Below are 12,973 nucleotides of genomic sequence, written 5' to 3' on the forward strand. Positions count from 1 at the left end.
GTTCCTCGTTTAAGCATTATTGCTGTTTTCCAGTTCTTTGAAGGCATCCAACACCTCTGTTTCAACCTGCTTCAGCTTCTGGTCAAGCTCCTTGATGAGTTTGGCACCCTCCTTGACGTCCTTGGCTAGTTCGTCGATAGGTGTTTCCGAATTGTCGAGTCGGGTCAGTATTTCATCCAACCTAGCTACTTTCTGCTCATAAGAGAGTTCATCAGTTGCTTCACTCATGCTTTTGCCTCCTTGGCGACCACTTCGCTGATTACAGTGCCGTCAACTACATGTGTCCGTATGGTATCAGATTTATTTATATCGTGTATTGACCGGATAAGCTGACCATCCTGCCGGTATACCAGCGCGAACCCGCGTTGCAGCGCATTCTGCGGGTCAGTTGCCCGAATAGTTGCCATCTTGTCATTCAGGCTCTTGCGCTCGACCATGATGCGCTGCTTGACTTTTTCTACCCGGAAGCGTTCTTTTCGATTCCACTGCTGCATAGTCAAAAGCTTTACCGCTGCGGTAAATCGGCTCAGCAGTTGTTGACTGGACTTATCATGTGCGTCACTTTCAACCTGTAGTCGCTTGATATAACGATTCTTGTCGAAGCGGCCTTTCAATCGGCTCATTGTGCCAGTCCAACCGGATAAAGCAAACTTTACCTGAGTTCCGATATTCTGCTTCTTGGAAGAGAGGCGCTCTATCTGTTTTTGGATGACAGCAAGCGGTAATGATTTTAGCTGGCTCCGCTTACTTTCAAGCTGGATATGTTCGGTTGATAGGCGCTCTGATACCAGATGCCGTAAATCCTGCGCCTGTTCACGCAAATTGCTGACGGTAACTTCCAATAGCTTTCTTGGTCCTTGATGAATGCCGATTATTGCTCTGTCAAGATACTCTCGGTCTATTTTGAAGCGATATGCCCATACCGTTTGTAGGGTATTCGACGCTTCCTCCAGTTGACGTTGCATCTGAATAAATCGTGCAACAAGCTCTTCCGCGACTGCCGTCGGCGTCTTGAATGATTTGTTGGCTACGTAATCCAGCACACTGGTGTCGATTTCATGACCGATGCCGGTCCAGACGGGGATTGTGCAAGCGGCAATCTTGCGGGCGACAGCTTCGTTGTCAAGGAAGTAGAGGTCTGTCTTGCTGCCTCCGCCACGCGCAATGACAATCAATTCCACACCAAGCTTACAGAGCGCATCCATAGCACGAAGAACGGATTTTTCAGTCTGTTCACCTTGCATCATGGCATCAGCCATATGGATTTTGAAGCCGAACATAGAAGTGGTTAGGGTCTGAATAAAGTCGTTGTATGCGGCACTGCCAAAACTGGAAATCAAACCGATATTCTGCGGTAACAGCGGAACAAAACACTCTTTGTTCGGTTGGAACAGTCCTTCTCTCTGAAGTCGTTCGATGATTTCCCGTTTTTTGAGTTCCATTTCCCCCAAAGCGAACGAGGGGTCAGCGTCAATTACACGAAGGGAGATGCCGTATTGCGGGCTGTATTGCAGAGAACACTGGAAACCGACCACCGTCCCATCAGTCAGTACCAAGTCCATACCTTTAGATTTGAAGAGATTGCGAATGCTGGTCAGTTCCTGTGACCAGATGGTGCAGGATATTTTGGCTGCTATCTTGCCATTGGCACCGGTTTCAATCAGGTCACAGTAGAATGCACCTCCACGTTCCCGACCGGACATGACTTCGGCCTTTACCCAGAACCGCTTGGTTATGGCAGGTTGCAGCAGTTCACTGATGCGAGTGGTGATACTTGATAAGGGGAAGAAGCGTTTGATTACATCATCACTCATCATTCAAAAGGGTTGGCTACTGTTTCTGACTTAGTTAATTCCACTTTTTCCGGTAGGTCACATTTTTCAAGTTCAGATATGGTCTGGTCAATGATGGTTTTCAGTTGTTGTGCGACTTTCAGGCCATCTTTATCTTTCCAAAGGTCGATGGAGCCGTAGATACAAATCCGGTCTAACCGGTTTTCAATAGTCAGGTCAGCTATCTGGAGACTATCGGCTTCATTATGATAGGGTGAAAATGATTTCTTAGCCATCACCGATCACCTTTCCGCTTCCGTTCCTTATATGACTTCGGTTCAGGTAGGCGCATGAGTAGAGATTTTGTAGCGTCACCGACTGCTGGGAACAGGCTGATTCCGGTAATCTTCTCCAAGTCCGCGACACTGATTTTCTCAGGTTGCGCATCTGCAGTATTGTCTATCAGATAAGCTCCTGATTCCTGACGATGCGGGTCATACACCGCTTTGAAGAGTTTGGTCGGCACCATGACGGCGCCGCCTATTTTCTGAATTTCACCCTGGTAAATCGGGCCGGTGACAACATAGATGTCGCCTCGGTCTTTGGCCATTTTCCGAATCGTAGATTCAATACCTTCCCAGGGGCCACGGTTGTTCTCTGGAACTTGCGGAACCATGTTGGCAAGGCTGAAACACTCTTGCTGCGATTGTATATCGAACATATCTGCAGAAGGCGCAACATGGCCACGGTCATAACCTGACCGCGCATAATGATGGAGTTCCGCTCTTTCAGAAGCGGGGATGTTGGTATCCGGGAAGAACTTGCTTTGGCGCTTAAGCCCCTTGCCATGAAGCATGCGTTCTCGGGTCAGGTGTTCTGCTGAGTAAAGTGGAGTGCGGGTAATGCCGGAATGCTTGAGCGCATAACCCGAATAACAGATTTCAAGGGTCTTGGCGGTCATTTTCTGATTGATGATGTCAGGTGCTTTTCCACCGGTAAAATGTTCAGGGCACGAGGTGTCAGCAGCGAACGCAATTCCGGCACTCAGCAATAATGCTGTAATTGACAATAGATAAGGACGTATCACTGCTTTGCACCGTTAATCGCTGTTTTAAGGACACCGCTCGGCTTAAAGGTAAGGATACGACGTGCCTCGATGGTGATTGTCTCACCGTTCTGCGGGTTGCGACCACGACGGTCTGCCTTCTGCTTGACCTCAAAGTTCCCAAAACCGGCTATCTTAATTTTTTCACCGGATTCCAGTGTACTTTTGATTAAGGAGAACACTGCTTCTACCAGTTCAGCGGATTCTTTTTTTGTGTAGCCTAGGTTCGAGGATACTTTTTCAAAAATGTCAGCTTTTGTCATTTAATTCTTCCAAATAATCATTTATGTGCAACAATATTTATGTTTAGACAACATCATACTCGAATTTGATGCATTTTAGCTCGGGCGTAATGCCTAAATCAGACCCACTTTTCGTTGTCCTGCCAATTTCACTTATCAGGTGTAAATTCTTCTTGGCTCGTGAACAAATAACATATAACAATTTTTTTGCTGCATCAGATGCCCTGCCGGAAAAAATATCATTCCAATGAGGGACGTAGCCGTTTAACAGTCCATAGGAAATGACCGTATCAAACTCTTCGCCTTTTACACCAACACATGTATTGATTATTACGCCTGTCATTTCCCTGTAAAAACTTTTGAATGATTGAATATCACTTGGCACCTTAAAGGTATCGTCATTCAATCTTTTATCAATATTATCGAAGAACAGGTTCCTGTGTTCTACAAGTTGTGGATATTTAAGCTGGTCGATGCCTATGATTTGCAGAAATTGGTCAAAACAATCGTTTAAATAATCAATACCTTCCATTTCAGAAGACTTTATGGAATTAATAAGCCTCAACAGGTCACGTTCATTTTTATAAAGTTCATTGAATTCAGTATTTGTGTCAACACGGAAACTATCAATTAAATCAGTTGCCCATCTGTACCTTGAAGAATAAATTTTCGGATTTGGTTCAGTAAGCAAAAGACGTGATAGTTTATACCAAATATTTTCTCTGTTTTTTGACATGGGTGCTAACCCGGATGCGTCAAAACTCACACCTGGCAATGATGCACGCAATTTCTTCGTAACAATCGTTATTAACCACCATTGAGGAACGAGAACACAAATTTCGTTTTCTGGAATGCCTGTGTCTAAACTTAATTGAATCAATTTCGCAATTTCATCAACAATATTTGAATGATGAATATCTGAATTGAACGTTATAAGCCCTTCTTCCTTGGCGTTTTTTCCGACAGCATGAATCTGATACTTTTGAGTTTGAAAATTTGAGTAAAAATCAATAATTCTTTGGCTTGACCGATAGTTTCCGGTAAGAGTCAAGTGAGTTATTGGCATATTGTCTATTTCGGCTTTAATTTCCTGTAAACTTTTTGCCACACCACCGAGCGAAGCGTAGATAGCTTGGTCAGTATCCCCGACAAAAAATAAAGATGTCTTTCCGTTACCTGCCTTGATAATTACCGAGATAATTGCATAAAGTAAATCCTGAGTATCCTGGTATTCATCAACACATATCAGTTCAAATATATTTGATAATGTAATTTGGATATTCGGGTAGGTGACAAGCAATTTGTATGAATAATACAAAATTAGCTCAAAATCTATGAGCTTGTTACTTATAAGGATGCTGTGATACTCAGCAATTAGCTTCTGTTGAATACTTTTATTTTCAACATAACTTCCATCTCTATTAATTCTGAAATTTACCGGATCTATTTGCTTCAGCTTGTATTTGTCTTTAAGGCTGCTAACCAATTCCGCACAAAATGCTTCGTCGGCTATTGCAAACCCATTTGACAATTCTGGCAGATAACATGAATAAGGCTTTATTATCCATTCAAAGCAAAAGGAATGAAGAGTGCCAGACCAGATATTATTGCTGTTAATCCCTATCCCATTTAATCGCCTAAATATTTCTTCCGAAGCCCTAACTGTGAACGTTACGGCGGCAATTCGCTTTTTGCTGTTTTCAGGAAGCTTTGAGAGGTTGTAGGCAAGTTTATGGATTAATACTCGTGTTTTCCCACTTCCAGGACAAGCCGTCAATAATACATGCCCTTCCTGCTTCACGGCCAACTTCTGCTCGTGGTTTAATTTAGCAAGAATCATAGGAATGCTAAAAAGGTTGTAAGTTGGTCGTTTTTGAAATCAGCAATGAAAGCGGAAACAATCTCTTCATGTGATTTATCCTTAACGTCAAAGTCTTTGGCCTTTTCCTGAAGCGAATTGCCATCGTGTTCCTGAATATGTTTAATGCGATGCAGTACCGCCTTTGCTTTAGAGGATATATTAATATGCGCAGCAGCAAATGCTATGGCTTCAAGAATATATTTTGGAATGAAAGTGTTATATACAAGTTGTTCCGCTACCAATAAAGCCAACCACCCTTTACCATGCTTGCCCGCAATCCTTAAAACTTCGACACCAGCAATCTCTACTGACTTGTTTTCAAGTTTTTCTTTTGCCTTATCAATCGCAGCGCCTTGCTTATAAATCGAATCCAAGCAATTGGCAAATTCATAGCTGTTAGAGTTCATAAGGAAATCAACTTCAAACGTATACTTTGCATAAATCGGCTTTATATATGTGTTTCCTTTGCAAAAATCTGTAAGTCGAAGTTTCCTTTCTTTTCCACTTTTCTCTGATGCTCTACAATGAGCCTGGTACTCGGTGTCGGTTTTAGGGTCTGCAGGAAGTGTCACGATGGACGTATCATCATCCGTGAGAATGGAACAGTTTTTCCTTACCCTGTCAGGATGAAAAATCCTCGCGACGTTTTCGAAGCCGGTACTACCTATATTTATTAAGCTTACACCGATTTCATCCAAAGAAAGCCCAAAGACTTTTTTGAACATCTCTGGAATCAATATCTGTTCCGCATCACCTTCAACCAAAACAACACCTTTCGCAAATAGTAAATTACTTCTAACTGCATCAAGGTATCGCTCAATTCTTATAATTTCGTCTTTGTCCAGACCTTTTGACGGATAAAATATTTGAGCCTCTTTGTCACCACGACTCAATATATTGACTTGGCTTATATTGCTTACTGACGAGATATGAGTGGAATGAGTTGATACAATGACTTGGGTTTTGTTCTCTTTCAGATTGTTAAAAAGGGTTTTTTGAATATGAGTGTGAACGTGTGCTTCCGGTTCTTCGACCAAAAGGAAATTTGCAATCCTGTCGGTCTTAACTTTTTCATATTCCAACAACTTTAAGGACAGATAAATGATGTTAGCACCTCCCAAACTCAATTCCGATATTCTCCCTTTGTGACCATCTTCGTCTGGGTCGCCAATCCATAGTTTTAACGATTGGAACAGTTTCTCCATTTCATTTGGAAGTTCGGACTTTATGTCGATATTTGGTGCATAGGTAGTACCAACCGTTTCCTTAATGCTCTTATCAATACCGTTCTTTACTTCCATCACTTCATCGAGCGAACTGATTTGTTCGTTCAGCTGGTCAATACTCTCTATAATCTCGTGCTGTTTAGTAATTTCAACGGTCTTTTCTTTTCCTCTTAAAAGGCTTATTAGTGGGTTACTTGAATAGGAACGTAAATCGCTTTCAACGTCTCTAAGTGCTTTAATGAATGTGCAGGACAATTCGTTGTGGATATTGATTTCTTTGGGTAACCATGTCCCGAATATCAATTCTTCTTTATCATCAGGGTCTGGGAATTCAATCTTGTCAAAATCACCAACGTACTTTTTATAAATATCATCTATGCTGAAATCCGCCGTACTCCTGCATAAATAGACGGTTTCATAATCTTCAATTGCCAGCTTATCCAACAAAAGTTTCAATCCTGCTGAATCCTTGCCTTCAACCTGAGAGTATTCGTAAAGTTCTTTTCTAAATTGGTATTTCGGCCTGAAATATACCGAATAGCTTCCTTGTGTGGCTGTTTCCATATGTCCACTTGACTGTATCGCTAATGCCTGGGCTTCTTCGCTTGTGTCTAATCCGTCAAATGTTATTGAAATAATAATCCAATGCCCGGCCCAACTATCCAACACCCTATTAAAATCAGTTTGATAAAATTTGAAATATCTCGGCAGGGTGTTATCAATCAAAATCCGTAAAGAGAAAAAAAGATTTGTTTTGCCAGAGCCATTTTCTCCAATGATAGTATTGATACCTTTTCTAAAATGCAGTTGGGCACTTTTGAAGTTCCTGAAGTTCCGAATTGATAAACAAGATATATGCATGATTTATTTGCCTTTTCAGAAGTTCAGACTGATGAAGTTGCTTCTCTTTCTGTGTCAGAAAGTCTCAGTGGAACATCTTATCCACTTCCGATGCTGCACTCAGTTGAAGCGCCATGTATGGAATGTTCGGCTTCTGTTGTTATGTCCAGATTTATTCCCCAGTATCAAATTCATGGCTTTTGAATCTGAGAACATTGCAGTTTTCACGGATTGACCGTTGAACGTTTTCGTCAAACCCTGACATTGACTCGGCTTGAATATCAATCGAGATTTTCACCTTCACGTCATGCTTTGAAGTGAATATCTGTACGACTTCGTCAACAATCGTTGCAAAATCAATTTTTGCCCTTACTGGGTCAAGTTCTAGGGAACCATAGAATAGCTTCTTCTTTGGTGCAGTAGGCAGTGGCGGAGTATCATTTTCCGGTGTAGTAGGTGTGGTGCTGCCACCGCCACCATGACCAGTATTTGTAGTCGTAGTGCCGCCACCAGGAGTTGTGTTACCACCGTCAGTATCTGTAGTTGTATCGTCTACTGGGACTGGAACCGATTTCGTCTTTATTTCATATTCTCCAGCCGATGCCGGTTCAATCAGCAATAATGAATTATCAAATATGGGAGTCGTTGCATTCCCACAGCTGAACCCCATGTATTTATCATCTTCCTTACCATAAGCGAATCCGAAGAAGTCCTTACTTGAAGCCCCGGCGGAAACAGCACGCTGGAAAACTGATTCATCTTTAAGCCGTGGCATATACAGATAACAACAAGATTTGTGCCACACGTCTATTGCACCGGCATCAACAGCCCCATCTTTCCAAAACCAGCGTGAAAGAAGATTTTTAAGGTGTATCGGTGCCCACTCAAGAATAAGCACTTCATTATCCTTCAAGACCTTCCCGATTTCCTGAGTCAGATTCAAGGCACTTGATGAAACCATGAAGCTTTCCCATTTAATCTCGGAAATCTTACCGTTGGCTTCCTGAACCGGAGCCAGAAGCCACTTGTATGTGTCCTTAACGACCCTGTTCAATACGTCCTGGGCGTCTTCTAGGCTCTTTTGTGCTTGCCTTGCCTGAAGTTGGTCAAGGTTCAGCTTCATTTCCCTGTTATCATCAATAATGGATTTCCAAGCCAGGACGCTTTTTACCTGGTCTTTCAAACGGCTGACGTTCTCCATGTCAGCTGTTAGGAAGATAAGTCGGTTCTGCTTCAATCGTGGTTGGTCACCACGGTTTTTCAGATATTCACCGGCTTTTTGCACAGCCAGGTTTTCACCGGCACGACTGAATGCAAAATTCGGCGGAAGAACTACAAGGCGAAGCTGAAAATCATCAGGCACGTCATTGTGCGGCACAAAGACATGGTTCCCGGCAAATACGCCAGACGACAGGCTTTGCTGAAGTCTTGTTCTTATTTCTGGATAAACATGTTCCGCATCCTGGAAGCGCCGTTTCCGTTCTTCCATTTCCCGACGCAGGTTCGGTCGAACGTCGAACCAGAACCTATTATTCCCGGAATTCAGGTAATGAAGTCTGTCAGCAAGACGGCGCAGCGCATCCTTGAAAATTCCGGTTTGCTGACCAGGTTGAACACAGCCCAACATAATCTGTTCAGCCTCGATGCCCCTTGCCATTTGATTAGCAGTACATGGCGCACTACCAAGGAAGATTGTCCTTGCAGAACGACGAGATGCTTGGACGCTTCCGAGTCTAGTATCCTTGCTGTCTATTTCAGTCGTCTCGGCCCGCTCACCGTCGATGTCCCGTTCCATAACCGGGTCCCAGCCCGGCGGGAGATAGTAAATAACTTCGTTCCGCACATCAGCGTCATATAGTGGCAAATTCCCAGGCTGAATCAGCAAGTCTTTGTTGTCATCTTTCCAAAGACGGTAAATGACCTTTGCCATCATTTTAAGTACGCCACGAGTTCGCTGAAAATTTTCGAGAGTAGACCAGTCTTCATATAGGCGACTGAAAACTTCTGGGTGAATCGGATAGGCTGAGATAAGACGGTCGAAATACCTGCTTTCCTGCGTTTCGCGGGGGAAGTCGGCACTGTTTGCAATGTAGAAGTCCGCAAAAGTTCGACAGACATTTTCCGCAGCAACACGGTCGTTAATCGAAGAGAATAGCCTCCTACGAACGATTTCGAATGATTCGTCCGTTCCGACTGGCTTCCAGATAGCTTGAACGCGGGCAAAGTAATGTTCCAAGGCTTTTAATGCTGTAACACCGCGATTGCTTCCAGCCTCTTTCTCCGATTGCGGAAGAGAAGCCAACAGCATTGCATTAGGAACGGATTTTAGGGCTTCGGTAAGAGCTTGAAAGAAGGACAGGTTTGAATCGAACGTTCCGCCGGTCAGCTTGTTCCCATCTTCAAATTGACGCAGATACGCAACCAGTTCGTCAACCAGGATAACACAAGGTGCGTTTTCCAGAATTAGTTCGACCAGGTTCTCTTTGCCGGGAGATGTTCCGCTTACGTCGGCTGCGCGAACCTTTTCATATCCTGCTTCTTTGCCCAACTGCCAAGCAAGTTCCCCCCAGATGGTATGAACCGTAACGCTACCGCGCTTACGTGGTTGATTAGGGGCAAGGTTGTTGCCGTCTAGAACGACTATTCTGGCCGTCGGTAATTCCGTAATACTTGCAGCATCTAGCAGTGGTGGAATTCCTTGTAAATCATTTACATGACATTTTCCTGAAGCAAGATGGTAAACGGCAAGCATGGTGTGCGTCTTACCGCCACCGAAGGCTGTTTGAAGCTGAATGACCGGGTCTCCGCCTTTACCGCACAGACGGCGAATGACCGAGTCCAGTAATAGTCGCATACCTTCTGTTATAAATGTCCGCTTATAAAACAGCTCAGGATTCAAGTATTCTTCGGAAGCAGTTCCGTTGTGAACCTGGGTCAGGTCAGCAGCAAACTCGGCTTGCTGAAATGTTCCTTTAAGGACGTCTTCATGCGGAATCGCAACTTCACGCCAAGGTTTGAGGTTCATATTACACCACCGTTTAAGGGATTTATTGTAGGTTCATTTCGATCTGAGAGCCAGTGTGACCAACTTCATGCGAAATCTTTTCAACTTCGTGCCATGCAGCAATCAATTCATTGTAAGGACGTGCATCTTCTGCCCATCCATTACGTTCACAAAGAGTATAAAGCCTGTATGAAAGCTGGCGGATTGATTCGCCACGTTCTGGCATACGAGCTAATAGAATCCCAGCAGCAGTTTCGCCTTCTGATTGAATGGCACGAATGAGCTGATGTAATGATTCCCACGCAGGAGTGCGGTTGTCTTTTCCTGGGTCCCAATCTGCAGGATATTCAGAATATTTTAAAAGTCGAACACGTCCGGCACCAGATTCAATGACACCCGCTTCTTTCACACCATCAACGGTTGTACCTTTGGCTCTTGAAAGTATATCGGCTTGCCCAAATTGGCCTGCACGCCAGTCATTCTCTTCAAACCACGAAATACAGAAATTGGTATCAGCATCAAAGGATTGACCACCAAAATAGTCGTCAATTTCTTTGTTGATTAATGTCAGAGCAGTATGAACCGTCATTTTTTGACCATCAGCTTCAATTACTGCTTCATATTTCGAAAATACAGCCATGCCTGGACCAATTGCAGCTTGGGCAAGGTCAACAGGTGCAATAGGGGACATGCCTTCTTTTCCGCCTATCATATCTTCAAGAGCTTCAGGCATTGCTTCTTTTAATTCACGTTGGAATTCTCGTCGAGAAATTGAAAGAGCATCAGATTCTCGCATACGACATACAAGAATAATGCTTGAAGCAAGTGCATTGGTGCCGGTTTTGAGACCTTGGTCCCGCTCTGTCCGGAGGGGCCAAGTCCCGGTTATGTAGAATCCTGCGTTTAATACGGCTTCTAAAAAAGTCTCCCAACCAGTGGACGCGGTTCCCGCTTCGTTAGTTTTCGATTGCTTAAACGCATAGTAAATTGTTACAGGGAATGCTTTATTTGCTTGGTTAGCAATGTTTGTCATTGCTATTGTCATGCCGTTCAAGAAAAAAGTTTCAGACGCCTCTTTCCCGCCCTGACGATAAGGTTGGGCAATTAGTTCTTCCCCTTTGGGAGTCGATAAAGTCTGGAATAGTTCTGGAATGATTGGCTTAAGAACATGTCTTAACCAAATATAGAAAAAATCGGACAAATCTGAATACGATATATTATCGTAATAAGGAGGGTCAGTTGAGATTACCTTATTTTTTGAGATAGTCTGGGTTTGTGCGTCGAACTGGGTTGAATGCCCAGGACTGTTTGCTGGAATTGCAAACTTCAAAACCCGATTAATCCAATCAATTGCCCCAAGCCAATTACCTGTTGAGCTTGAAAATGGGTTGCCTTCTGCATGGTCCCATATCATGGGAATTGCATTTCTACCGAAGGTTTGAACAATAAAATCACCGCCCCAAGGCGTAAGAGATGACCAGTAATTTGCACACCTTCCAACCGCTAACGCCAAGTAAACACAAATAGCCTCAGAATAACCGTTATACTTTTGGTCTTTATTTTTTTCGGTGTGCTTTGCTATATCACTATCAATTTTTGTCCTTGCTTCTTGTATTACTTCTGAAAAAGTTGATAAAGCAACAAGTTGGCGTGGCGTGAATAAATCACCATAATTTCCAAGACCATAATTCAGTGTCCAAAAGTTCCGTGGGTCATCAGGAAGTGCTAAATTAGGTTTCCAATTAGGATTTGCTTGCCGAACTATTTCTTCATGCTGTTCGGTCGGAGATAAATAAATCTTTCCTTTTGGTCCTTCGGTAATAATCGCTAAAAGTCTTGATCCTATTCGCCCAGCCAATCCCTCTGATTTAATGTATTTGCTGTCAATAGGGGTACCAGATAACAAACACTTAAAATTGGCACCACGAGCCAGCTTTGTACCACTTTTTACCGACTCAATATCCGTCGGCTTTCCGGTATGAACTACAAAGTGATATTTATCACCGTCGATAATCGGCTCAATATAAGCCTCCCTTGTAGCCTTACTTGAAATATAAAATGTAGTTGTTAATGGCACTTCGACGTGACTGAATGCAGGGTTTGGACTCCTGACCGTACGTGCCCAGATCCATGCAATAACAGTTAATTTCTCGCCAATCAGCGGTTTTAATTCAGGTCTATTTTTTGCTTCTTCGGCAGTAATTTCTATTTGTGGATATAGATTCTCTAAACGTTTGTATACTTGACCCTTTATCCATATACCATATCTACGAACATCTTCTGCAAGACCATTTGCTTTTGACCAGTCATTGTGAAGCTTTAATTGTTTGTCGCTTTTAGGTATCGGACCAATCGGGGTAATTCCAGAATGTTTCGGAGGTATTTCAATCATTGCTTTATTTAAAAGACTGCGACAGGGTTCAAGTCAGTAGCATGACTTTCCAATCCTAAACGTTGTGCCTCAAGCGGAATTGTGCCACCACCGGCAAAAGGGTCATGTGTAGCTGGCAAAATATCAGGGTTAAATAATTCTTCCGCGTTAGGGTGATTCTTATTAAGTGCGCAGGTTTCTACCCAACTTTTACGAATTTCTACGCGAGCTTTTTCAAGGACTTCTTCGTTGTTAGTGTTTTCCCACAAAACGAGTTGACGGATTATTTCAAATAATCTTTCTCTTTGAGCCTGGGCATTTTCTTTATTTATCCCACGTCCAAGACTTCGTTCATATCCAGGGTCATTAACTAACTGAGCAAAAAGTACAGCACGTGCTGCAGCCAAAGGGCGACGTGCCCACCACAAGTGAATTGTTGATGGATGTCCGTGACGTATGGACTTTTCTCTCGATGCCGCCTTGTTTATGTCATCAAGAGGCAATGCCACCTCAATCAGTTTTTTTGGTGCTTTAATCTCGATCATAAGGGCC

At 43.3% G+C, this 12,973-nt stretch carries 8 protein-coding genes and 1 pseudogene; all 9 read right to left on the reverse strand.

The annotated features are described in order from the left end of the window. Positions 1-9: 9 nt before the first annotated feature. Positions 10-228, reverse strand: a complete 219-nt coding sequence (gene xseB / locus PPRO_RS09295) for an exodeoxyribonuclease VII small subunit (RefSeq protein WP_011735755.1) — start codon at positions 226-228, stop codon at positions 10-12. After that, entirely contained in the window at positions 225-1,817 is a 1,593-nt protein-coding gene (gene xseA / locus PPRO_RS09300) for an exodeoxyribonuclease VII large subunit (protein WP_011735756.1), read from the reverse strand. The genes xseB and xseA overlap by 4 nt, the downstream gene beginning before the upstream one ends. Further along, on the reverse strand, positions 1,814-2,068 hold the full coding sequence (locus tag PPRO_RS09305; RefSeq protein ID WP_041532233.1) for a hypothetical protein: 255 nt from the start codon (positions 2,066-2,068) through the stop codon (positions 1,814-1,816). The genes xseA and PPRO_RS09305 overlap by 4 nt, the downstream gene beginning before the upstream one ends. Further along, positions 2,068-2,859: a DNA/RNA non-specific endonuclease gene (locus tag PPRO_RS09310; RefSeq protein ID WP_011735758.1), complete on the reverse strand. Its 792-nt coding sequence runs from the start codon at positions 2,857-2,859 to the stop codon at positions 2,068-2,070. The genes PPRO_RS09305 and PPRO_RS09310 overlap by 1 nt, the downstream gene beginning before the upstream one ends. Continuing rightward, on the reverse strand, positions 2,856-3,140 hold the full coding sequence (locus PPRO_RS09315; protein WP_011735759.1) for an integration host factor subunit alpha: 285 nt from the start codon (positions 3,138-3,140) through the stop codon (positions 2,856-2,858). The genes PPRO_RS09310 and PPRO_RS09315 overlap by 4 nt, the downstream gene beginning before the upstream one ends. Before the next feature lie 43 nt (positions 3,141-3,183). After that, positions 3,184-4,959, reverse strand: coding sequence for a UvrD-helicase domain-containing protein (locus PPRO_RS09320; RefSeq protein ID WP_011735760.1), 1,776 nt, complete (start codon positions 4,957-4,959; stop codon positions 3,184-3,186). Then, positions 4,956-7,067 carry an ATP-dependent nuclease gene (locus PPRO_RS09325; protein ID WP_011735761.1) on the reverse strand — a complete coding sequence of 704 codons (2,112 nt, stop codon included), beginning with the start codon at positions 7,065-7,067 and terminating at the stop codon, positions 4,956-4,958. The genes PPRO_RS09320 and PPRO_RS09325 overlap by 4 nt, the downstream gene beginning before the upstream one ends. Before the next feature lie 151 nt (positions 7,068-7,218). Next, entirely contained in the window at positions 7,219-10,071 is a 2,853-nt protein-coding gene (locus PPRO_RS09330) for an ATP-binding protein (RefSeq protein ID WP_011735762.1), read from the reverse strand. Positions 10,072-10,093: 22 nt separating this feature from the next. Next, positions 10,094-12,966, reverse strand: a pseudogene (locus tag PPRO_RS20140) (DUF1156 domain-containing protein). Positions 12,967-12,973: the final 7 nt, after the last annotated feature.

The sequence above is a fragment of the Pelobacter propionicus DSM 2379 genome (assembly GCF_000015045.1).
Classification (GTDB): Bacteria; Desulfobacterota; Desulfuromonadia; order Geobacterales; family Pseudopelobacteraceae; genus Pseudopelobacter; species Pseudopelobacter propionicus.

What these genes read in the sequence shown, in the direction of transcription:
- xseB (WP_011735755.1), bottom strand. Translation starts at nt 228, where the DNA reads ATGAGTGAAGCAACTGATGAACTCTCTTATGAGCAGAAAGTAGCTAGG.
- PPRO_RS09325 (WP_011735761.1), bottom strand. Translation starts at nt 7,067, where the DNA reads ATGCATATATCTTGTTTATCAATTCGGAACTTCAGGAACTTCAAAAGT.
- PPRO_RS09315 (WP_011735759.1), bottom strand. Translation starts at nt 3,140, where the DNA reads ATGACAAAAGCTGACATTTTTGAAAAAGTATCCTCGAACCTAGGCTAC.
- PPRO_RS09320 (WP_011735760.1), bottom strand. Translation starts at nt 4,959, where the DNA reads ATGATTCTTGCTAAATTAAACCACGAGCAGAAGTTGGCCGTGAAGCAG.
- PPRO_RS09330 (WP_011735762.1), bottom strand. Translation starts at nt 10,071, where the DNA reads ATGAACCTCAAACCTTGGCGTGAAGTTGCGATTCCGCATGAAGACGTC.
- xseA (WP_011735756.1), bottom strand. Translation starts at nt 1,817, where the DNA reads ATGATGAGTGATGATGTAATCAAACGCTTCTTCCCCTTATCAAGTATC.
- PPRO_RS09305 (WP_041532233.1), bottom strand. Translation starts at nt 2,068, where the DNA reads ATGGCTAAGAAATCATTTTCACCCTATCATAATGAAGCCGATAGTCTC.